Source organism: Lysinibacter sp. HNR, assembly GCF_029760935.1.
Taxonomy (GTDB): Bacteria; Actinomycetota; Actinomycetes; order Actinomycetales; family Microbacteriaceae; genus HNR.
This window is the reverse complement of sequence record NZ_CP121684.1, coordinates 1,661,511-1,683,073: the sequence shown is the minus strand read 5'-3', so window position 1 is coordinate 1,683,073 and position 21,563 is coordinate 1,661,511. Positions and strand designations below refer to the sequence as shown.

General features: G+C 54.0%; 18 protein-coding genes, 1 tRNA gene and 1 pseudogene. 15 read left to right on the top strand and 5 right to left on the bottom strand.

Features of this window, described 5'->3' with window-relative positions; translation table 11 throughout:
- Positions 1–163 precede the first annotated feature (163 nt).
- Positions 164–1,609: a pyruvate kinase gene (gene pyk / locus FrondiHNR_RS07605; RefSeq protein WP_279352185.1), complete on the top strand. Its 1,446-nt coding sequence runs from the start codon at positions 164–166 to the stop codon at positions 1,607–1,609.
- 207 nt (positions 1,610–1,816) lie between these two features.
- On the opposite strand, the gene FrondiHNR_RS07600 is transcribed toward pyk, so the two are convergent.
- Positions 1,817–1,899 (bottom strand) — tRNA-Leu (locus FrondiHNR_RS07600).
- Positions 1,900–1,937: 38 nt separating this feature from the next.
- Between FrondiHNR_RS07600 and FrondiHNR_RS07595 the strand changes: the two genes are divergently transcribed.
- The gene (locus tag FrondiHNR_RS07595) at positions 1,938–2,576 is read left to right on the top strand and encodes a response regulator (protein ID WP_279352184.1); all 639 of its coding nucleotides are present in this window, start codon (positions 1,938–1,940) and stop codon (positions 2,574–2,576) included.
- Positions 2,577–2,650: 74 nt separating this feature from the next.
- On the opposite strand, the gene FrondiHNR_RS07590 is transcribed toward FrondiHNR_RS07595, so the two are convergent.
- Complete coding sequence (locus FrondiHNR_RS07590) at positions 2,651–3,082, bottom strand: hotdog fold thioesterase (RefSeq protein WP_279352183.1); 432 nt, start codon at positions 3,080–3,082, stop codon at positions 2,651–2,653.
- 60 nt (positions 3,083–3,142) lie between these two features.
- Between FrondiHNR_RS07590 and polA the strand changes: the two genes are divergently transcribed.
- The 7 genes and pseudogenes from polA to FrondiHNR_RS07555 all read left to right on the top strand — a co-directional run.
- Positions 3,143–5,824, top strand: coding sequence for a DNA polymerase I (gene polA, locus FrondiHNR_RS07585; protein WP_279352182.1), 2,682 nt, complete (start codon positions 3,143–3,145; stop codon positions 5,822–5,824).
- Positions 5,825–6,203: 379 nt separating this feature from the next.
- Entirely contained in the window at positions 6,204–7,661 is a 1,458-nt protein-coding gene (gene rpsA / locus FrondiHNR_RS07580) for a 30S ribosomal protein S1 (protein ID WP_279352181.1), read from the top strand.
- Positions 7,662–8,012: 351 nt separating this feature from the next.
- Entirely contained in the window at positions 8,013–8,384 is a 372-nt protein-coding gene (locus FrondiHNR_RS07575) for a DUF5684 domain-containing protein (RefSeq protein WP_279352180.1), read from the top strand.
- A 258-nt stretch (positions 8,385–8,642) separates the two neighbouring features.
- Complete coding sequence (locus FrondiHNR_RS07570) at positions 8,643–9,011, top strand: DUF5684 domain-containing protein (protein WP_279352179.1); 369 nt, start codon at positions 8,643–8,645, stop codon at positions 9,009–9,011.
- 390 nt (positions 9,012–9,401) lie between these two features.
- Entirely contained in the window at positions 9,402–9,887 is a 486-nt protein-coding gene (locus tag FrondiHNR_RS07565; protein WP_279352178.1) for a DoxX family membrane protein, read from the top strand.
- Between the two features lie 124 nt (positions 9,888–10,011).
- Positions 10,012–10,200 (top strand): hypothetical protein, encoded by a 189-nt coding sequence (locus tag FrondiHNR_RS07560; protein WP_279352177.1) that lies wholly within the window; start codon positions 10,012–10,014, stop codon positions 10,198–10,200.
- A gap of 18 nt (positions 10,201–10,218) precedes the next feature.
- Positions 10,219–10,437: pseudogene (locus FrondiHNR_RS07555) on the top strand (GNAT family N-acetyltransferase); the annotation flags it as partial.
- Positions 10,438–10,464: 27 nt separating this feature from the next.
- Here the strand turns inward: FrondiHNR_RS07555 and FrondiHNR_RS07550 are convergent.
- Positions 10,465–12,894: a DNA topoisomerase IV subunit A gene (locus tag FrondiHNR_RS07550; RefSeq protein ID WP_279354500.1), complete on the bottom strand. Its 2,430-nt coding sequence runs from the start codon at positions 12,892–12,894 to the stop codon at positions 10,465–10,467.
- Between the two features lie 117 nt (positions 12,895–13,011).
- Between FrondiHNR_RS07550 and FrondiHNR_RS07545 the strand changes: the two genes are divergently transcribed.
- On the top strand, positions 13,012–14,133 hold the full coding sequence (locus tag FrondiHNR_RS07545; protein WP_279352176.1) for an alkaline phosphatase family protein: 1,122 nt from the start codon (positions 13,012–13,014) through the stop codon (positions 14,131–14,133).
- Positions 14,134–14,169: 36 nt separating this feature from the next.
- Here FrondiHNR_RS07545 and sepH read toward each other — a convergent pair whose 3' ends face one another.
- Positions 14,170–15,438 carry a septation protein SepH gene (gene sepH / locus FrondiHNR_RS07540; protein ID WP_279352175.1) on the bottom strand — a complete coding sequence of 423 codons (1,269 nt, stop codon included), beginning with the start codon at positions 15,436–15,438 and terminating at the stop codon, positions 14,170–14,172.
- Between the two features lie 177 nt (positions 15,439–15,615).
- Here sepH and FrondiHNR_RS07535 point away from each other — a divergent pair, with 177 nt between their 5' ends.
- Positions 15,616–15,906, top strand: coding sequence for a DUF4193 domain-containing protein (locus FrondiHNR_RS07535; RefSeq protein WP_279352174.1), 291 nt, complete (start codon positions 15,616–15,618; stop codon positions 15,904–15,906).
- 1 nt (position 15,907) lies between these two features.
- Here the strand turns inward: FrondiHNR_RS07535 and FrondiHNR_RS07530 are convergent, their stop codons facing one another.
- A complete protein-coding gene (locus tag FrondiHNR_RS07530) occupies positions 15,908–16,354 on the bottom strand; it encodes a DUF3093 domain-containing protein (RefSeq protein WP_279352173.1) in 447 nt (148 codons plus the stop codon).
- A gap of 44 nt (positions 16,355–16,398) precedes the next feature.
- On the opposite strand from FrondiHNR_RS07530, the gene dut reads away from it, so the two are divergent.
- The 4 genes from dut (at position 16,399) to FrondiHNR_RS07510 (ending at position 21,446) form a co-directional block, all read left to right on the top strand.
- On the top strand, positions 16,399–16,851 hold the full coding sequence (gene dut, locus FrondiHNR_RS07525) for a dUTP diphosphatase (protein ID WP_279352172.1): 453 nt from the start codon (positions 16,399–16,401) through the stop codon (positions 16,849–16,851).
- A gap of 4 nt (positions 16,852–16,855) precedes the next feature.
- Positions 16,856–17,518, top strand: a complete 663-nt coding sequence (locus FrondiHNR_RS07520) for a DUF3710 domain-containing protein (RefSeq protein ID WP_279352171.1) — start codon at positions 16,856–16,858, stop codon at positions 17,516–17,518.
- 7 nt (positions 17,519–17,525) lie between these two features.
- Positions 17,526–18,389: a DUF3159 domain-containing protein gene (locus tag FrondiHNR_RS07515; protein ID WP_279352170.1), complete on the top strand. Its 864-nt coding sequence runs from the start codon at positions 17,526–17,528 to the stop codon at positions 18,387–18,389.
- Positions 18,390–18,632: 243 nt separating this feature from the next.
- Positions 18,633–21,446 carry an aconitate hydratase gene (locus FrondiHNR_RS07510; protein ID WP_279352169.1) on the top strand — a complete coding sequence of 938 codons (2,814 nt, stop codon included), beginning with the start codon at positions 18,633–18,635 and terminating at the stop codon, positions 21,444–21,446.
- The last annotated feature ends 117 nt before the right edge of the window (positions 21,447–21,563 follow it).

Here is a 21,563-nt window from a genome sequence, read left to right as displayed (position 1 = left end):
TGATGGCTTATCAACAGTGCATCTGGCCACCGAGTGTGCTTGAGTATTAGTAGCGGTTATACTCATTCGCCCGGTGCACAATAAGCAAACCGTTAACACCACGTGGGTGAGGCGCGTCAAAGCCCCATCCAATACAAAAACATAACTGAAAGAGTAAGAATTCATGAGGCACGCAAAGATTGTTGCGACTTGGGGTCCGGCGGTATCGAGCTATGACACCACCCGGGCGCTTATTGATGCCGGGGTGAATGTCGCCCGGATGAACCTCAGCCACGGTACGTACGAAGTGCATGAGGGAGTTTATCGCTGTATTCGTCAGGCCGAAAAAGAAAGCGGACGTCCCGTAGCGGTTCTGGTTGATCTTCAGGGCCCGAAGATCCGTTTGGGCACGTTTGCGGATGGTCCCCACTACCTTGAGGTGGGCGACATCTTCAAGATCACAACTGAGGACGTGGTGGGCACTAAAGAGATCTGTGGTACAACCTATAAGGGATTGCCCTCCGACGTGAAACCGGGGGATCCTCTGCTTGTTGATGACGGAAAGGTTACACTCAAGGTGGTATCCACCGACGGTGTGACCGTGACCACCGAGGTAGTGGTTCCCGGGAACGTCTCGAACAATAAGGGAATCAACCTTCCCGGTGTTGCTGTGAATGTTCCCGCCCTCTCCGAGAAAGACGAGGAAGATCTGCGCTGGGGCCTTAACCTGGGGGCCGACTACATTGCACTTTCTTTTGTGCGTGACGCGGCGGATATTACCCGCGTGCACGAGATCATGAATGAAGAGGGTATTAAGCTTCCCGTCATCGCCAAGATTGAAAAGCCTCAGGCTGTTGATAATCTCGAAGAGATCATCAACGCGTTTGACGGCATCATGGTTGCACGTGGAGATCTGGGTGTGGAACTGCCCCTGGAGGCTGTTCCCATCGTTCAAAAACGAGCCGTAGAGCTTGCTCGCCGCATGGCTAAGCCCGTTATTGTGGCTACCCAGGTCCTTGAGTCCATGATCGAGAACCCTCGCCCAACCCGGGCCGAAGCATCCGACTGTGCTAACGCCATACTTGATGGGGCCGATGCGGTTATGCTCAGCGGTGAAACCAGCGTGGGCGCCTTCCCCGTGATCACGGTTGAGACCATGTCCAGAATTATTAAATCAACCGAGGAACACGGCTTGGAACGGATTTCTGAGCTGGGAACCAAGCCTGCCACCCAGGGTGGTGCGATTACCCTGGCCGCTGCAGAGCTTGCGGACTTTATCAATGCAAAGTATCTGTGTGTCTTTACCGAGTCGGGAGATTCGGCGCGTCGGATGTCCCGACTACGCCGTCCGATTCCTATTCTTGGGTTTACCCCTCTTCCCGAGGTGCGGCGTCAGATGGAGCTCACCTGGGGCGTGCGAAGCTTTCTGGTGGACCCCGTCGACTCTACCGATGAGATGTTCCACCAGGTAGATGATGCCCTGCTTGCGTCGGGTAAGGCCGAGGTGGGCGACAAGGTGATTGTTATCGCGGGTTCCCCTCCCGGAGTTGTCGGCTCAACAAACGATATCCGGGTGTATCGGGTTGGTGACGCCAAATTTGGATCGGACACGCCCGAGCACCGAGACTAATTTTTTACCCTGTGCACCACTTACGGTCCAGGAGAGCTCTCGTTTACCCGGGGTGGTTTTTGTAGAAACCTGCGAAAATCACCCCGGGTATGAAATTTATTACCCGTCTAGCGGGGGAGTTCTATCCCCTGTGTTCTCCATGAGAAACAGCAAAAGCCCCGTCCAAGGTGGAGGGGCTTTTGCGCTAATCTGGGGGATTTTAGTCTGTGCCGGATGTGGGACTTGAACCCACACGTTCTTTCGAACAAAGCATTTTGAGTGCTCCGCGTCTGCCATTCCGCCAATCCGGCTTGCACAGCACCTACAACAATACCGTAGGCTTAACCCTGTGAATGACCAAACTCCATCAAAAACCGCACCTCGTCGCGTTGTTGTAGCAGAAGACGAGTCCCTCATCCGCCTGGATATTGTTGAGATTCTGCGAGATGCAGGGTTTGACGTCGTCGGAGAAGCCGGTGATGGTGAAACTGCTGTGGCTCTTGCAACGGAACTTCGCCCCGACCTGGTGGTCATGGATGTCAAGATGCCGCTGCTCGACGGAATCTCGGCTGCCGAGCGTCTGAACAAGAACCACATTGCTCCCGTTGTGCTCCTCACCGCGTTTAGCCAGAAGGAGCTTGTGGAGCGCGCGAGCGAGGCAGGAGCCCTAGCCTACGTGGTGAAGCCTTTTACCCCCAATGATCTTTTGCCCGCAATCGAGATTGCGCTTTCGCGTTATCAGCAGATTGTCGCCCTTGAGGCTGAGGTGGGAGACCTGATTGAGCGTTTTGAGACCCGCAAGCTTGTTGATCGAGCAAAGGGCATCCTCAACGAAAAAATGGGACTGACAGAGCCGGAGGCATTCCGCTGGATTCAGAAGGCGTCAATGGATCGTCGTCTCACCATGCACGATGTTGCTCAGGCCATTATCGATCAGCTCAGCGGTGATAAGAAGGCGGCGCCCAAGTCCTCGGGTACCGGCGACTAGTTATCGCTTTAACACGCGTGAGGGTCCAACCAAAAATTGGTTGGACCCTCACGCGTTTGCCCCTGTGCTTACTTTTATGAACGATCCTTAATGAGATTGGTGATGCGCACGGTGGAGCAGCGGCGCCCCTGCTCATTAGTGATAACGATCTCGTGCACCGTGAGGCTGCGCCCGAGGTGTATGGGGGTGCACACCCCCGTGACAACTCCCTCGGTTGCGGAGGCTGTGTGGGTGGCGTTAATGTCAATGCCGACGGCCAGGCGTTCGTGGCCCGCATAGAGGTTGGCTGACATTGAGCCGAGGGTTTCTCCGAGCACAACGTAGGCGCCACCGTGCATGAGCATTGCGGGCTGTGTGTTGCCCTCGACCGGCATCGTTGCAACGGCGCGTTCCAGCGAGAACTCGGTGATTGTGATGCCCATTTTTTCGGCAAGAGCACCCGCTCCGCGAGCCCTAACGTATTCCATCCCGTCGGTGGTCGGGGTTGCTTCCGAATTTTCTGTCATGCGTGGATCCTTTGAGAAGTTATTAAGCGGTTGGTCGGTTCTGGCTTGTAGGCTAGTCCTGTGTCAGATAACTCTCAGCCTACCCTTATGGTCATTGATGGTCACTCGCTAGCCTTTCGTGCGTTTTACGCTCTGCCTATCGAGAGCTTTCAGACGCGTGACGGACAGTACACCAACGCTATTCACGGTTTTATCAGTATGCTTATCAGCCTCCTTAAGGCCGAGACCCCTGATGCCCTGGCTGTAGCGTTTGATATTTCCCGCTTTTCTTTCCGGACCAGAGAGTATCCCGAGTATAAGGGAACTCGAGGTGAAACGCCCGCTGAGTTTAAGGGTCAGATACCGCTTCTGCAAACCACCCTGGCGGCAATGGGAATATTCACCATTGAAAAAGAAGATTATGAGGCCGACGATATCCTGGCAACCCTCGCAAAAGAAGGCACCGAGCAGGGGTATCGTGTGCTTGTTGTGAGTGGGGATCGTGACACCATCCAGCTGGTGAATGACAACGTTACACTTCTCTACCCCTCTCGTCAGGGGGTGAGTGATCTCACCCGGTACGACACGGATAAGGTGTTAGAACGCTACGGCGTTCGCCCCGAACAGTACCCGGAGATCGCGGCTCTGGTGGGCGAGACGAGTGATAACCTCCCGGGTGTGCCCAAGGTAGGTGAGAAAACCGCGGTGAAGTGGCTGAAGCAGTTCGGAAGCCTCGACCAAATTTTGGCGCGTCAGGATGAGATCGGTGGCAAGGTGGGGGAGAGCCTGCGCGAGAATGCACACCTAGCCGTTCGTAACCGACGACTCAATCGCCTGGTTAACGACGTTGCGCTGGGTATTACCCTCAAAGAACTCACTCCCAAACCGTTTGACGAGCAGGCGGTTCGCGAGGCCTTTGGTCGTTTAGAGTTCCGTACCCTGCTGGAACGCTATCTTAAATTTAACGGGCTTGAGGGGAAAGCAACCTCTGTGCTAACTGAACTTTCTTCTCCCGTTACCGCTGAGCCGTGCCCCACACCGATGGTTCTTCTTGACGAGGAACTTGAGTCCTGGCTTGCCCGGGAGGTTGCTGCCCACCCCGAGGGGCTGGGGCTACACTGCGACGTGAGCGCGGCGGATGCAAAAATCGTGAGCGTGGGTATCGCTGCTGGCTCCTCGTCCGTGCAGTTGGCTTGGCAACCGGGCGCCGCTGACTACGCCCCGTTTGAGTCCTGGCTGACAAGTGAATCGCCCAAGGTCCTGTGGGATGCTAAACATCAAATTCAGGCCCTCCATCGCGCCGGCATGTCCCTAGGGGGTGTCGTCTCGGACGTGTTTATCGGGGCTTGGCTTTTACGTCCGGCCTCACCAGAGAAGAGCCTGGCAGACCTTGTGAGTCGCTATCTGGATGAGACGCTGCCGCAGGAAGATCCCAATCAGCTAATCCCCAGTGAAGATAGCCTGGTGGGGGCTGCCACAACAGCATGGTTTATCCGCCGAGCGGACGCGGCGATTCGGGCATCATTTGACACGGGAACGGCCTCCGTCTTTTCCACCATTGAGATGCCCGTCCTGCCCGTTCTTGCCAGTATGGAGATGCGTGGTGTAGCGATTGATCGCAAAATCCTGAGCACTATGAATGCGGAGCTTGGCGAAAAAACTGCTTTGTTAGCGTCGCAGGCCTACGAGGTGCTGGGACGTGAGGTCAACCTGGGATCGCCTAAGCAGCTTCAGGAGGTGCTCTTTGATGAGCTTGACATGCCAAAGACTCGGGCTACTAAAACCGGGTACTCAACCGATGCCGCATCGCTCATTGATTTGCAGGCAAAGAGCCCCCACCCCTTTTTAGGGCTGCTGCTCAAGCATCGTGACGCTACCAAGCTTCGTCAGATTGTTGAAACTCTTGAAAAGGCGGTGGCCTCGGACTCTCGTATTCACACGAGCTATCAGCAGGCTGGTACAAGTACCGGTCGCTTGTCTTCTGCGGATCCTAATCTGCAAAATATACCCGTTCGTACCGAGGAAGGCCGCCGTATTCGGCAGGCTTTTGTGGTGGGCGAGGGCTACGAGACGCTTTTGACCGCGGACTATTCGCAGATTGAGATGCGTATTATGGCTCATCTCTCGGGGGATACCGGTCTCATTGAAGCGTTTAACCTGGGCGAGGACCTACACAGTTTTGTGGGAGCACGAATTTTTGGGGTTGAACCGGCTGCGGTAACGCACGAGATGCGTAGCAAGGTAAAGGCCATGTCGTACGGGCTTGCGTACGGACTGAGCGCTTTTGGCCTCTCTAAGCAGCTGAATATCCCCACCTCCGAGGCCCGTCAATTGATGAGCGACTATTTTGAACGGTTTGGCGCGGTTCGTGATTATTTGCGCTCTGTTGTCGAGCAGGCTAAAAAAGACCTTTACACCGAGACGATTTTTGGGCGCAAACGCTTTTTTCCTGAGCTCTCCAGCCCCAATCGCTTGGTTCGCGATAATGCCGAACGGGCAGCACTCAACGCACCCATTCAGGGTAGCGCTGCCGACATTATGAAGCTTGCCATGATCAACGTGGAAAGGCGCTTTGCTGAGGAGGGGCTCAAATCTCGTATGCTCCTTCAGGTGCACGATGAACTTATTGTGGAAGTTGTCCACGGTGAGTGGGAAACTGTGGAGAGTGTCATCCAGCATGAGATGAGCAGTGTTGTTGAACTGCGCGTGCCGCTTGAGGTTCAGGTGGGTCGTGGTCCCAATTGGGATGCTGCCGCTCACTAAAGGTATTCCGTCTGTTCTTGAATTGCGGATACTAACGTTCGTATCATGGATTGTGGCGTCGCCGGGGGAGAGACTCTGTGATTTTGGATTCTCGACACGGTGCGGATATGAACCAGCGTGACTGTCCCGCTGCACTCGAGTCAAAAGACTGCTCTCTCGGACGTTGCGTGTGTGCTTGTACGGTGTGAACTGGCTCGGAGAAGAATGTGCGGTAAAACACGATACGGTTTTTATTTGTGTGTGTTTGAACTCAATCAATATGGTGGGTTAGAATGGGCTGTCACTCAATGTGATTATTTTTGTCCGTCGCCGCCTACAGATTCACAAGTGTGTTTTAGATTCGCGGCCTAATTTATGTCCGTACTGGAGTATTAACTACATGACAACCGCAACGACCGGCAAGGCAGCTAAGCAGATAGCCGTCAACGATATTGGTTCTGCCGAAGACTTTCTTGCCGCAGTCGAAAAGACTTTAAAATTCTTTAACGATGGTGACCTTATCGAGGGAACTGTTGTAAAGATTGACCGCGACGAGGTTCTCCTCGACGTTGGATACAAGACCGAGGGTGTTATTCCCTCACGTGAGCTTTCTATCAAGCACGATGTTGACCCCACCGAGGTCGTCAGCGTGGGAGATAGCGTCGAGGCCCTAGTTCTCCAGAAGGAAGACAAAGAGGGTCGCCTCATTCTCAGCAAGAAACGTGCGCAGTACGAGCGTGCCTGGGGTGATGTTGAGAAGATTCGTGACGAAGACGGTGTTGTTACCGGAACGGTCATTGAGGTTGTCAAGGGTGGACTCATCGTTGACATCGGACTCCGTGGATTCCTCCCCGCGTCACTTATCGAGCTGCGTCGTGTCCGTGATCTTACCCCCTACCTGGGACAGGAGATCGAGGCAAAGATTCTTGAGCTCGACAAGAACCGCAACAACGTTGTGCTATCTCGCCGTGCGTTGCTGGAGCAGACCCAGTCCGAGAGCCGTTCTACGTTCCTCGCAAACCTCCACCCGGGTCAGGTGCGCAAGGGTAATATTTCGTCGATTGTTAACTTTGGTGCCTTTGTTGATTTGGGTGGTGTTGACGGTCTTGTGCATGTGTCCGAGCTCAGCTGGAAGCACGTCGATCACGCCTCCGAGGTTGTTGAGGTTGGTCAGGAAGTAACCGTTGAGGTTCTCTCCGTAGAGCTTGACCGCGAGCGTGTGTCACTGTCGCTCAAGGCAACTCAGGAAGACCCGTGGGCCGTGTTCGCTCGTACCCATGCAATCGGACAGGTCGCGCCGGGTAAGGTTACCAAGCTGGTTCCCTTCGGTGCGTTTGTTCGGGTTGCCGACGGCATTGAGGGTCTGGTACACATCTCCGAACTCTCCGGTAAGCACGTTGAGCTTGCTGAACAGGTCGTATCGGTAAATGACGAGGTCTTTGTCAAGGTGATTGACATTGATCTGGAGCGCCGTCGCATCTCACTGAGCCTCAAGCAGGCTAACGAGGGTGTTGACCCCGAGGGTACCGAGTTTGACCCGGCGCTCTACGGAATGCTCACGGAATACGACGAAGAGGGTAACTACAAGTACCCCGAGGGCTTCGATCCGGAGACCAACGAGTGGAAAGAAGGCTTCGAGGCGCAGCGCGAGAAGTGGGAGCAAGAATACGCTGCCGCTCAGGAGCGCTGGGAGTCTCACAAGAAGCAGGTTGCTGCTTCTGCCGCCGACGAAACAGAAGAAGACGCAGCAGCACCCGCGGGAGACACATCGTTCTCTGGCGATAACACGGTCGCCGGTGCTCTTGCAGGTGATGAATCACTCGCCGCACTCAAGTCAGCGCTGGAAGATAAAAACTAAAGAGCCTAGCTATAGCTTTTCTATAAATAAATAAAATTGGGGTCACGTCTTCTCGGAGATGTGACCCCTTTTTATGTGTACAGAGAATAAATTGATGTTTGGGGCATCAAGGTTGCTAGGCAAAATGTAGGGGTGGCCCCGTGGCTGCTTAGACTCTCCTTGGGTTGAGGGTAAGTCGTATGAATAGCTTCAGGTTCCCCTGTCTTTGATGACGAGTTATTTTTGCGTGTTTACACTAATTTCAGAGGGGAGTAAGCGCGAAACAGTCTAAATGAATACTTAATATAAATATAAAACAAGAACATTTTAAAACATGGGTCGTAAGTACGACCGTAATTTTAGGAGACAACTATGACTGCTAGTGACGTCTCGGTACTCATGGCATTTAACGCCATCGTGCTGATTCCCTCAGTGCTGATTCTCGTCGTGATGATCATCGCGATGTGGAAAATGTTTACAAAGGCCGGAGAACCTGGCTGGGCTGCGATCATTCCGATTGTAAATATCTACTACCTGTTAAAGATTGCCGGCAAGCCCTGGTGGTGGCTGCTTCTATTGATTATTCCCGTCGTAAGCCTGATTCTCCAGGTTATGTTAGCGCTGAGGATTGGAAGGAATTTTGGTCAGGGCGGAGCTTTCTCCGTCTTCCTTCTTTGGCTTCTTGCTCCTATTGGCTATCTGGTCCTCGGGTTTGGTAGTTCTACATACCGCAAGGTTGACTAGATAAATTGGCTTCCGGCACTGTTTATTACGTGACGGTGCGGTCTGTGCGGTGCTGGAAGCCTTGAGATAAACTTCACCGTGTTAACCGTCCAAAAATTTTTTAGAGATTAAGATCGGCGCGTATTTTACGCATTCACAATAGATTTTAAGTAGGAAAAGCATTTTAGTCAAAGTAAATATTGTCACTAGCTAAGTGCATAAAGAAGCGTATTATAAGGATAAAGCCGCAGATGGCGGCAACAATCCTAGGAGGTAATCATGATTACCAGAGACGCTTCTTTTCTTAACCTGTTACAGGCGAATGGTTGGGTCACGCTGACAATCTATGTATTGATTGTCATCGGCCTGTGGCGAGTTTTTACAAAAGCTGGACAACCGGGTTGGGTTGCAATCATCCCCATTGTAAATACCTACTTTCTATTGAAAGTTGGTGGTAAGCCTTGGTGGTGGTTGCTCTTGTTCCTGATTCCCATCGTGAACCTGGTTCTTGCCATTATTCTGGCGGTGAACGTAGGACGGAATTTCGATAAGGGCGGAGCCTTTTCCTTCTTTCTCCTCTGGCTATTGGCTCCAATTGGTTATTTGATCCTAGGGTTCGGAAGTTCCACCTATCGCAAGGTCAACTAGTAGGTTCCCTGCCCGAGCGGCGGTGTGTGGTTAAGTCTATGATGGGTGCCATGCGCCGCCACTGAGCAGGGCCTTAGGGGTTACTGGGTGGTGAGTGCTTTTTAGCATTCTCTTCCTCTCGGTTCAACGTTAAAAACTGTGCAAGCAAACGATACTTCCTTAAAAAATTGAAAGTTATTCCTGTGCTGGCGTCTCCCGTGTCTGTTTAAAGCGACAGAGCATAATCTTTGCAAGCTTCAGGCGAAGGTGTAGGTGACATATTAGAGGTGTATATGTAATGTATTAGATAATGTGTTTGCTTGCTAGGAAGATTCCATAGGAGAAGCTATCGCAAACGGGTAGTATAGATATACAGAAAAGTTTTATGCTAAACCACTATGAGAGGGATCTTTGAGCCACATATATAATTGGATACAAAATACGGCCCTGCAGGTAGCGGCTCCGATTTTACGATATTCATACGCGATCGTTTTTATCTGGTTTGGAATTCCTAAACTTTTTCCAGGGGTATCTCCGGCAGAGCCCGTAGCCGTCAGTACCGTCCGGGAGCTCTCGATGGGTTTACTCAGCTATGATGCCGCCCGTCTTGCAATTGGCCTCCTGGAGGTTGCTCTTGGATTGGCCCTAGCGGTGGGCTGGATGATCCCGCTTTTTTCACTACTCTCCATTCTGCATCTTATTGGAACGTTTATTCCGCTCGTAATGTTTCCGTCTGAGACCTGGATGAGTTTTGGCGTGGGTACCCTGACCGGGCAGTATATTCTCAAAAACATTGTTCTTATTGCCGGATTAATAGCGCTTATCGCGCTGTATTCACCGGCTGCACGCAAGGCATCACGCAACGTTAGTCTTGACCGGGCGCTTCCCCCTCAGTAAGCGAATGACCGAGAGGTCACAAACGCAATTCGGTAGCGTGAGTAAGCCGATAGAATACGTGAACCAGCGTCCGGTATAAAACGTTTGTGCCCCTGCGGACGTTTGGCTGGTAAAGGAACATAAAGTGCTTGATAAAGTTCGTGAGGTTCGCGAAGAAGATAGGGCGCGTGTGATTGAGTTGCGGGGGGAGTGTGGCCTGGTTCGACCCTGGAATAACCCTCACCTTGATTTTGATCGTAAACGTGCGATTCAACCTGAGCTTTTCCTCGCCGGTGAGCGGGATGGCAGTGTCGAGGCGACTCTGATGGCGTGACACGATGGGCATCGTGGCTGGGTTTACTACCTTGCCGTGAGTCCGACCCTGCAGGGTCGTCACGGTGTAGGGCGCTCCCTGATGTCGGAGACAGAACACCTCCTCAAGAAACGCGGCTGTCTAAAAATAAACCTTATGGTGCGTACAACAAACGAACAGGTTATGGGTTTTTACGAGGCTCTCGGGTACGGTGTTGATGACGTGGCCGTTTTGAGTAAAAGACTCATTACAGACTAGCTTGGGTGGGGAGGGGTGACTCTCCTGCTATGACTCCTGCGGTTCATCAGTGTCACCTAGCGCTGTGCGCACAGACGTTCCGATAAAGGAGACTTCGCCATCGACAAAACTGCCGGAGGCGTCTCGCCGGGTCATGTCTGTTGGAAGGGTGCGTGGCGAGTAGTCAGCGCCGAGCGCGCGGGGCTCACCGCTACCCACCCAGGCGGCGGTGAGTTGGTCTTCCCCCTTGAGGAAGCGCTGGGTACGTACACCTCCGGTAGCACGTCCCTTACTGGGATAGCTTGAGAATTCGCTCACCTTACCGCTGCCGATAGCAGTACCGGGAAGCGTCGTGGAGCTATCAGCGACGGTCACGACGATGGCGCTTTCTGTGGATGCAGCGGGCACAGAAGTAAAGAAGATGACGTTGGCTGAGGCCCCCAGCTTTATACCGGCCATTCCGCCTGCCTGCCTGCCTTGAGGCCTAACGGTTTGTGCGCTAAAACGAAGCAATTGGGCGTCTGAGGTTACAAAGACCAGGTCGTCGTTATCCTCTGTAATGGTGGCTCCAACTACGCTATCGCCCTCTTTCAGGCTAATCATGTCGTATTCGGGTTTTACAGGGAGGTCGTTGAGGCCTACCCGCTTAACGACTCCCTGCTTCGTGCCGAGTGCTAGAACCGTCTCATCGGTGAGCGGGGTAATCAGGAGTACCCGTTCGTGGGCGGCAAGCACACCGAGGTAGTCTGAGAGCGGAACCCCCGCGGCAAACTGAATGCTGGCCCCGGGTACCGTGGGAACATCCATCGGGGTAAAGCGTATGAGCCGCCCGGCCGTTGTTACGGCACCTACCTCCGAGCGGGAGGTGGTGCGAATAGCCGAGAGCACGGCATCGTGTTTGAGGCGTCGAGGAGCTTTTTTTAGTGTTCCCGCGGGGCTCTCTTGGGCGTCATCAATTCGAAGCACTCGCCCCGTTACTGAGAGCAAGACGGTGCACGGGGTGTCAACAAGCTCAAGATTAGCTTTTTTTGCTTGTGCTGATGAGACGCGTGCGGGTGCCGCTCCCCTGAGGAGCGTGCGCCTGGGGGTGCCAAACTTTTCGGCAACCACGTCGAGCTCTTCGGAGACGACCTCGCGAATGCGCCGCTTACTCCCCAGGATCTTTTCGAGCTCAGCGATTTGAGCGAGTAGATCGTCGCGTTCTGCCTCAAGTTCGATACGCGAAAACTTGGTGAGGCGACGTAGCCGAAGCTCAAGAATATATTCGGCCTGAATCTGGCTCAGGTCAAAGACTTCCATGAGGCGCTGGCGCGCGCCTTCGGAGTCATTACTAGAGCGGATAAGCTGAATGACCTCGTCGATATCGAGAATGGCAACAAGGAGTCCGTCAACCAGGTGCAGGCGTTCCCTGCGTCTAGCCAGACGATAACGGGTTCTCCTGGTAATAACCGAAATACGATGCTCAATAAAAACGGTGAGGAGTTCTTTCAGGCCCAGGGTTTGGGGCTGTCCCTCGACAAGTGCAACGTTGTTAATGCTGAACGAATCTTCGAGCGGGGTGTAGCGGTAGAGTTGCTCAAGAACTGCCTCGGGATCAAACCCGGCTTTGACACTGATAACCAGGCGTAGACCGTTCTTCATATCGGTAAGGTCAATGACATCTGTAATTCCACTGAGTTTCTTGGCCTCAACACCCTCTTTGATCTTCTCAATGATACGTTCGGGGCCAACCAGATAGGGCAACTCAGTGATGATAAGCCCATTTTTGCGGGGAGTCAGAGCTTCGACCTTGGCCGTTGCGCGTGTACGAAACGCGCCACGACCGCTACGGTAGGCATCTTTGACCCCGTCGAGGCCAACGATTGTACCGCCGCCGGGAAGGTCCGGTCCTGGAATAAACTCCATTAGCTCCTCAACCGTTGCCTGTGGATTCATGAGCAGGTGCTGGGCGCCCTGAACAATTTCCACAAGGTTGTGGGGCGCCATATTTGTTGCCATTCCCACGGCGATGCCTGATGCTCCGTTAACAAGCAGATTTGGTATGGCTGCGGGAAGAACCTCGGGTTGCGTGAGCTGATTATCGTAATTGGGCACGAGCTCAACAACGTCTTCTTCCAGATTATCCGTCATGGCAAGAGCGGCGCCCGCGAGGCGGGCCTCGGTGTAGCGGGGGGCAGCGGGGCCATCGTCAAGAGAGCCAAAATTACCGTGTCCGTCGATGAGGGGGAGACGCAGGGTGAAATCCTGTGCGAGACGCACCAGAGCATCATAGATGGAGGCATCACCGTGGGGGTGCAGTCTTCCCATGACATCGCCAACAACACGGGATGACTTAACGTGTCCTTTGTCGGGCCGCAGACCCATCTCTGTCATTTGATACAGAATTCGGCGCTGTACGGGTTTGAGGCCGTCCCGAGCGTCGGGCAGCGCGCGTGAATAAATGACCGAGTAGGCGTATTCCAGAAATGAACTCTGCATCTCCTCTGAGATGTCGATGTCTTCAATTTTCTCGGTTGGGGTGTGGTTTTTATTCACTGTTGCTTTCACATGATCTTGCGCGTACGAGATACGATTGCCCCCATGCTATCTATGCAAATGTCATATGGTTCGCGCCTTGCCGAAGTTTTACCAATTTGCCTCTCTTCGTTGGGTGTGGAGGAGCGTTCATCAGCCTGGGGGCGGGCTACAACGGCGGTTGTGATCGTTATTGATGGGTTGGGATACGAGAATCTTTTCGAGAGGAAGGGATATGCGCGCTTTCTGTGGGCGCAGTGGCGAGAACGTATCAATACGGTATTTCCCTCCACCACGGGGGCGGCTCTCACCACGATTACCACGGGTACTCTGCCGGGAGAGCACGGATTGGTCGGATATCGGATTCGAAACCCACAGAGCGGTGATTTGGTTACCACCCTCAGCGAGTGGGGGCATACCACGCGGGTTCGAGAGTGGCAACGGTCACACACGGTGTTTGAACGTGCGGCTGACTACGGGGTTCGGAGTGCGGTAATTGGACGTACTGCGCATCAACAGAGCGGCCTCACATCGGCGATTCTCACGGGGGCCGACTATCTGGCGGCAAACAGTATTGAGGAGCGCTTCCAGCAGGCTTACGGGGCCGTAAAAAGCGATAATTATGGAATTGTTTACCTCTATGTGGATGAGCTTGACCGAATTGCCCATGCGCGGGGGTGGCAGTCTTCGGAGTGGAGCGAATCACTAGAATCGCTCGATTCTGAGATCCGAAAGCTTGCCAATAGAGTCGATCCGGGGGTAGGGATCGCCCTCACCGCAGATCATGGAATCATTGATGTTCCGGCCTCTAAGCACATCTTTTATGATGAGGACGAAAAGATGATGGGGGGCATCGTCCGAGTGGGTGGGGAACCACGTATGCGGTATCTGTACCTGGACCCCACCGACGCGATAGCACGCGTCGAGAGAACGCGAGAGCTTGCCACTCGATGGGGGAGGACGCTCGGCGATTCCGCTCTTATCCTCACGAGGACAGAAGCGGTGGCCTCGGGCATGTTTGGTGAGGTGGCTCCCGAGGTGCTGGAGCGCATTGGTGATGTGTTGGTTATCGCACAGGGAGACCACGCTCTCTACAGTGTTGGCCCTGAGGATGCGGGATCTCGCGGCATGATTGGACAGCACGGTGGAATAAGCTCCGAAGAAGTGGGGGTTCCGCTCATTCGAATCGGAGCTTTTGCGTAAGAAAAACGCTTCTTAAACGACTAGGGGCCGTTGAGCCTATACGGGATCCTCGCTACGGGAGGATCCAAAAAGGATGTCGTCCCAACTGGGCATCTCTGCTCTCTTCTTGCGTCCGCGGGTGGAGGCTGGCTGGGCTCCGGAATCATTGGCGGGATGAGGCGAAACGTTGTTTTGAACATCTGCCTTCTGGAAAGCTTCGGTCGCATCAAGAGAGGTTTCCTCCTTCTGCGGTGTTTGATCAGGCAGGGCGGAGCCGTCCGCGAGTCCGGATGTGAGGGGAGAGAGGCTTCCTCTAATTCCCGATACGGGGACTCCCTCCGCGGGGGCATCGGAACTAAAATCGTATGCCTCGGTGGAAGCCAACACGTCGAAGAGGGGTGTTGTGTTGGGGTCAGTTTCGTCGGAGGTTGGGACTGTTGACTCTCGTTCACCGCGCCGTCGCCGCAGGGCCTCCAATAGATCTGAGGTCTGTCCGAAATCTGCTGGATCATCTGCTTTTGCAACCGCAAGCTCTTCGACCTCCTGGGTCCAGTGCGAATTCAGCGGAACGGACTCCTGGCGGGCCGCCTCCTGTTCGCTTGCATCGAGGGATTGAGCAGCGGTGGGGTCGATTTCTTCTAGGGTGTGCGAGTCAAACGCGCCCGAGTCAAAACGCTCACTCGAGCGTTTGCTGCGGGGGGAATCAACCGCGTGGAGCTTAGGAATAAGACGATCGCCCACATCTTCCTGCTTGGACAAAATAATTGCCTCTGAGCTGATGGGCGTGAGTGTGAGTTGCTTGTGGTCAAATTGCCACGTTGCGTTATGGGTTATTTCATTTGCGACAAACGTGAGACGCACGAGCCACCCCTCTTCGTCGTCGCGCCACGAAGACCATTCCCTCTCGCTGGCGGAGAGCGAGTCGAGTCGGATATTGATGGCGTTACCGAAGGTGTGGGGTTGCAGCTCTGCCTCAGCGGTGTTCAAAACGACTGACACCTGGAGTGCGCTGTCAAGGACATAGCGACGTTCAGCCAGAACGGGACCCTCGTAACGTTCAATGTCTGCAACGCTGGCACCCGTGAGGTCGCTGATTTCCTGGTGGGTACGACCCGCGCGAACGTGTGCCTGAATGATTCGTGGAGAAACTTTTGACGGTTCGGCTTCGCGTTTACTCAGTCGGCGAACCTCCGCAAAGAGAGCGTCATCCGCCATGACACGAAAGCTTTCTCCGGTATCGTTTGATACAACGAGGGCGCCGTTTTCGTTCCCGACGACTTTGAGCTCCTGCATAATTTCTGCCTCCGGTATGTAGGTCGCGTTCATCAATCTTGTCACGCACATCGAAAAAGCCGGGAAATATCGCGGGCGCGCCGTGATATTGGGATTAAAAACCTGAGAGTCTCCTGAGTTGAGTTTGCACTTCTTGCGACTTTCGTGCAAACTATCGCCGTCTCCCATAATTCATGGGTTCACACTGTTGAATAAAGAAAATGGAAAAGAATGGCGACTGATTACGACGCTCCCCGCAAATCTGATGATGACTCTGAATCAATTGAAGCTTTAAAAGAGCGTGTCCCCGATAAACTTTCGGGAGTTGTGGATTCAGAGGATGCTGACAATCCTGGATTCGAACTTGCCGGTGCTGATCTGTCCGATATGGAACTTGATGTTGTCGTACTGCCACCACAGGATGACGAGTTCACCTGCGTGAACTGTTTTCTTGTTCGTCATCGTTCCCAGATCGATCACGAGACCAAGCTTGGCCCCATTTGCCGCGAGTGCGCCGCCTAGGTTAACTTTGCTCCTGCGCCTGACGAATGGCGTCGGCCAGTTGTTGCGGGTGACGAGTTGAAATAATCCAGTAGGGGGTTGGGTCTTGCGGGTCGTTTAGTTCGATCCGAACGATAGCGCTTACCCAACCCCGAATAACTAGGTGGGCGCGGGCGTCCAGTAGGGGGCCGCGCTGCTGTGTTGCATCGTCCCCATCATAGTGCTCAATTTTTCCCAGGTGATTCACAGAAATCTTGGCTCGGCCGGCGTTGAGTTGTCCTTTCTCAACACGCACCACAGGGCTGGTCGCAATGAGCAGCGTGACGCAAAGAAGGTATAGCACAGCGGCAGAAATGACTGCCACCATCTGATTGATGGGGAAGATTACCAGGACTGTTCCGGGAACAATCAGAAAAGTCGCAACAAAGGTCCAGACGCCGGGCACGAGTCGTTCAGAATAAAAACGCATACTCTATGACTATCAGATTCTGAATGTGGGCTACGCTAATAAGAGTGAATGAAGCAGTTGACGTACTGATCCGTGCAGACCACCCGCCAACCTACGCGCATGCCGGTGATGCGGGCGCTGACCTCTGTAGTACAGAGCACGTGGTGCTGGAGCCGGGAGAGCGCGCCCTGGTGCCTACCGGAGTATCTTTTGCGCTGCCCGACGGGTATGTGGCTTTTGTGGTACCTCGCAGTGGTCTGGCAACCAAGCACGGTATCACGGTGTTAAACTCACCGGGAACCGTGGACGCCGGGTATCGCGGCGAGGTCAGGGTAACCCTGCTTAACACTGATAAGAATAAGGCTTATACGGTGAACCCCGGCGATCGCATCGCTCAGGTGATATTTATGCGAGTGTCTCGGGCAAACTTTATTCGGGTGGAAACACTGCCCGGAAGCGACCGGGGTGAGTCTGGCTTTGGCTCAACCGGATACGGCGCAGCACACTCGAAAGGATAATCTCATGGCTGATAACACGAAAAAGACCGATGACTCGAGTGCAGAGTCCGAGGGCGCCTCAACGGAACCGACAGTAGACGAATCGAAGTCTGCGCCAACTGATCGCGAAGTGGAGGGACCCTTCGACGCTTCAGAGGCGAGTGCGGTGCGACCTTACGTTGACCTCGGGTCACTTAAAATTTTGCCCCGTGAGGGGATTCAAATGCGCCTTGATGTGGAGGAGGGTACCCAGAGAATCGTTGCTGTATCACTTGACTACCACCAATCCACCCTGCAATTGCAGGCTTTCTCTGCTCCTCGTAGCACCGGTCTGTGGCATGAGGTTCGTGAGCAGATTCGCGAACAGCTTGTTGCGCAAAAGGCGCGGGTTGATGAACGAGAGGATGTGTTTGGCCCGGAGCTTGAAGCTGTTATTACTGCGGCAGACGGAGGCTCGAACCGGGTGCGTTTTATAGGGGTTGATGGTCCCCGTTGGCTTCTCCGCGGTGTAGTTTCGGGAGCTGCACTGTCTGATGATGATGCTCGAGAGAAGATCTACGAGATATTTCGCAGCGTGGTTGTGGTGCGCGGGGAACAGCCTCTGCCCCCACGCGACCTACTCGCTCTTCGCGTTCCGGCGGCGGCGGCTGGGGAAGCCGGTACCGAGCAGGGCTCCTTGGAAAGCTGAAACAAGAATGGCGGCGCAGAGTGGTGACAAGATACCCGAGAGTCCGGAGGGAAAATTACCCGGCGATGAGTCGTCCCTTCCCGTGAGCGATCGCGAAGGGGATGAGCCCTTACCTCCCGGCATCTCCGAACCCGGCGCCACTTCTCGATCCGTGCGCTCTGGCCTGGTCGACAGTGTTGCGCGCGCGGCAACCGGGGAAAAGCTCACAAAAGATGCCGTACTTGAATCCCTGGGTGGTTACTGGGGCATGCTTGAATCCGTGCTGCCCGGCCTAGTCTTCTTGGGTGTTTATATTTTAACGCATGAGCTTGAGCTGAGTGTTATCGCTCCCGTTATTATCGGCGTAGGCTTTCTGGTTGCCAGGATCGTGCGGAGGAAACCGATCAGCCCCGCCCTGTCAGGGCTTTTGGGTATTGTCTTTTGTGTGGTGATAGCGTTGCTTACCGGTCGTGCGGTGGACTACTTCCTCACCGGGTTCTTCACCAATGCTGCCTGGGGGCTGGGTCTACTCGTATCGGTTGTGGTGAGATGGCCTCTGATTGGTGTGGGAATTGGATTCTTTACGGGAATAGGTACCTCCTGGCGCTCGGATAAGAAAACCTTCCGAATCATGACGCTGGTTACACTCATGTGGGTGGGACTTTTTGCTCTTCGTCTTGTGGTGCAGCTTCCCCTGTTCTACGCGGAACAGATTGAGGCGCTGGGCATCGCACGATTTGTGATGGGGGTGCCGCTTTTTGCGTTGCTTGTGGTGCTTTCCTGGCTCGTGGTGCGATCAAGTATTGGTCGCCATTCTTCCGCTGCGGGCCAATCTAACGAGAATGACGTGGTGGCCGGTGAGGCTGCTCCCTCGGGTGAATCGGACAAATAGTCGGAACCGTTTCTCTCGAAGTGCGTGGTACAGGATTCTTGGTCTATGATTTGACGGTGCCTGTGCCTGTGTGCTGGTGTTAAGCGTGTCAAAAATGTCTCAAATCAATGGTAGAATTATCTTGATATCGAGATAATTTTCCCCGGAATTTCCGTGAATTGTCAGGCTAGGTAAGGTAATCCTTGGTGGCGGTTCGCGGTTTCTGGGAGCAAAATTAACTCAGGCTCAATGTAAGGAGATATCGTGACCGTGGTTAACAGTTTTGGCGCACGTGGAACCCTCTCGGTGGGTTCGCAGGACTACGAGATTTTTCGTATCGATTCCGTTCCCGGCTATGAGAAGCTGCCCTATAGTCTTAAGGTTTTGCTGGAAAACCTTCTTCGCACCGAAGATGGTGCAAACGTCACGCGAGAACACATCGCGGCACTGGGCAACTGGGACCCTCAGGCGGAGCCCAATACCGAGATTCAATTTACCCCGGCGCGTGTTGTCATGCAGGACTTCACCGGGGTGCCCTGTATCGTTGACCTCGCAACCATGCGCGAGGCGGTTGCCGACCTGGGTGGCGACCCCAACAAGATTAATCCGCTTGCACCCGCAGAGCTTGTGATAGACCACTCTGTTATCTCTGACCTCTTCGGTACAGCTGATTCGTTCCGACGCAATGTTGAGATTGAGTATGAGCGTAACGGTGAGCGCTACCAATTCCTCCGCTGGGGTCAAACCGCCTTTGACGACTTTAAGGTTGTGCCCCCGGGAACCGGCATCGTGCATCAGGTAAACATTGAGTATCTTGCGCGGGTAACCTACACCCGCGAGGTTGAGGGCAAGCTCCAGGCTTATCCCGACACGTGTGTGGGAACTGACTCCCACACGACCATGGTTAACGGACTGGGAGTGCTCGGCTGGGGCGTTGGCGGTATTGAGGCGGAAGCGGCCATGCTGGGACAGCCCGTCTCGATGCTGATTCCCAAGGTTGTTGGCTTTAAGCTCTCCGGGCAGATTCCGGCGGGTGTTACCGCAACCGATGTTGTGCTGACTATCACCCAGCTGCTTCGTCAGCACGGTGTTGTGGGTAAGTTTGTTGAGTTTTACGGTGAGGGAGTTGCGTCTGTTCCCCTTGCAAACCGGGCCACTATTGGCAATATGAGCCCCGAGTTTGGGTCAACCGCCGCGATCTTCCCGATTGACGACGTTACCCTTGATTACCTCCGCCTTACCGGCCGCAGCGAAGAACAGATTGCTCTGGTAGAGCAGTACTCAAAACTACAAAAAATGTGGCACGATTCCACTGCCGAGCCCGTTTTCAGTGAGTACCTCGAGCTTGACCTCAGCACGGTTGTTCCCTCAATCGCGGGTCCAAAACGCCCCCAAGATCGTATTGAGCTCACCCAGGCAAAAGAGCAGTTTGCATCCGATCTAAACAACTACGCAACTGTTTCGCACTCGATCATCGATCGTGAGTCGATGGAATCATTCCCCGCCTCGGACCCGCCATCCTCCAGCCCGGAGGACGCTGGCCACACCTCAGAGGCCCCCATCCTGATCAGCTCGGGTCCGGCAGGCGCCTCCAACCCGGCAAAGATCACCAACGATAAGGGTGAGAGCTATATTATTGACCACGGTGCGGTCACGATCGCTTCGATTACTTCGTGCACCAACACCTCAAACCCTTCAGTGATGCTTGCGGCCGGGCTCCTCGCTCGTAACGCCGCGAGAAAGGGACTTCGTGCTAAGCCCTGGGTGAAGACAACGCTCGCTCCGGGATCTAAGGTCGTGACCGACTACTACGACAAGTCTGGTCTCACACCCTACCTAGAGGAGCTTGGTTTTTATCTTGTGGGTTATGGCTGTGTAACCTGTATCGGAAACTCGGGCCCGCTTCCCGAAGAGGTCTCTGCCGCTGTTCAGGCCAACGACCTTGCTGTTACCTCGGTGCTGTCGGGTAACCGTAACTTTGAGGGACGCATTAACCCCGATGTTAAGATGAACTACCTGGCAAGCCCCCCTCTTGTTATCGCTTACGCGCTTGCCGGATCAATGAACTTTGATTTTGACAGTGATTCGTTGGGTAAGGATAAAGAAGGAAACGACGTTTTCCTGAAGGATATCTGGCCCGATCCGCTTGAGGTTCAGGCGACGATTGATAGTTCTATTGATACCGGAATGTTCACCAATAAATACGGTAGTGTTTTTGACGGTGATGACCGCTGGCGCTCTCTTCCGATTCCTACGGGGAATGTTTTTGAGTGGGATAGTGAATCAACCTATGTGCGTAAGCCTCCGTATTTTGAGGGCATGACGATGGAGACCACACCGGTAACCAATATCGCGGGTGCCCGGGTTCTTGCTAAACTGGGAGACTCTGTCACCACCGACCACATTAGCCCCGCTGGAAATATTAAAGCGGATACTCCCGCGGGCCAGTACCTGATCGCCAACGGCATTGCACGCAAGGATTTTAACTCCTATGGATCCCGTCGTGGTAATCACGAGGTGATGATTCGGGGAACTTTTGCCAACATTCGCCTGAAAAATCAGCTACTCACCGACGTCGAGGGCGGGTACACTCGCGACTTTACTCAGCAGGACGGACCCCAGGCTTTTATCTACGACGCGGCACAAAACTATCAGGACGCTGCAACACCGCTTGTTGTGCTTGGAGGTAAGGAATACGGTTCCGGTTCCTCTCGTGACTGGGCTGCCAAGGGAACGAGCCTGCTGGGCGTGCGCGCGGTGATCACCGAGAGCTTTGAGCGTATCCACCGCTCTAACCTGATCGGCATGGGTGTTCTACCGTTACAGTTCCCAGAGGGAGAGACCGCGGATTCTCTTGGTCTTGACGGCACCGAAACCTTCGATATAACGGGTATTGAGAAGCTCAATGAGGGTGAGACCCCCAAGACGGTGCGTGTTGTGGCCACCCCGAGCAACTTTTCAGCCGGGGGGAGAAAACCCGTGGAATTTGACGCGATAGTACGTATCGATACCCCGGGTGAGGCCGATTATTATCGTAACGGGGGCATCTTGCAATACGTTTTGCGCTCACTAGTGTAAAACTAAAGGTAACTTTAGTACTCATACCTTCCGTGCACCGCCCCTCCCATCGTTATGGGAGGGGCGGTGATGTTGAACCCGCAACCACTTCCGCTTTCTGCAGGATAGGGAGTAGTG

What these genes read in the sequence shown, in the direction of transcription:
- pyk (WP_279352185.1), top strand. Translation starts at nt 164, where the DNA reads ATGAGGCACGCAAAGATTGTTGCGACTTGGGGTCCGGCGGTATCGAGC.
- FrondiHNR_RS07590 (WP_279352183.1), bottom strand. Translation starts at nt 3,082, where the DNA reads ATGACAGAAAATTCGGAAGCAACCCCGACCACCGACGGGATGGAATAC.
- rpsA (WP_279352181.1), top strand. Translation starts at nt 6,204, where the DNA reads ATGACAACCGCAACGACCGGCAAGGCAGCTAAGCAGATAGCCGTCAAC.
- FrondiHNR_RS07575 (WP_279352180.1), top strand. Translation starts at nt 8,013, where the DNA reads ATGACTGCTAGTGACGTCTCGGTACTCATGGCATTTAACGCCATCGTG.
- FrondiHNR_RS07570 (WP_279352179.1), top strand. Translation starts at nt 8,643, where the DNA reads ATGATTACCAGAGACGCTTCTTTTCTTAACCTGTTACAGGCGAATGGT.
- FrondiHNR_RS07550 (WP_279354500.1), bottom strand. Translation starts at nt 12,894, where the DNA reads ATGCAGAGTTCATTTCTGGAATACGCCTACTCGGTCATTTATTCACGC.
- FrondiHNR_RS07545 (WP_279352176.1), top strand. Translation starts at nt 13,012, where the DNA reads ATGTCATATGGTTCGCGCCTTGCCGAAGTTTTACCAATTTGCCTCTCT.
- sepH (WP_279352175.1), bottom strand. Translation starts at nt 15,438, where the DNA reads ATGAACGCGACCTACATACCGGAGGCAGAAATTATGCAGGAGCTCAAA.
- FrondiHNR_RS07535 (WP_279352174.1), top strand. Translation starts at nt 15,616, where the DNA reads ATGGCGACTGATTACGACGCTCCCCGCAAATCTGATGATGACTCTGAA.
- FrondiHNR_RS07530 (WP_279352173.1), bottom strand. Translation starts at nt 16,354, where the DNA reads ATGCGTTTTTATTCTGAACGACTCGTGCCCGGCGTCTGGACCTTTGTT.
- FrondiHNR_RS07520 (WP_279352171.1), top strand. Translation starts at nt 16,856, where the DNA reads ATGGCTGATAACACGAAAAAGACCGATGACTCGAGTGCAGAGTCCGAG.
- FrondiHNR_RS07515 (WP_279352170.1), top strand. Translation starts at nt 17,526, where the DNA reads ATGGCGGCGCAGAGTGGTGACAAGATACCCGAGAGTCCGGAGGGAAAA.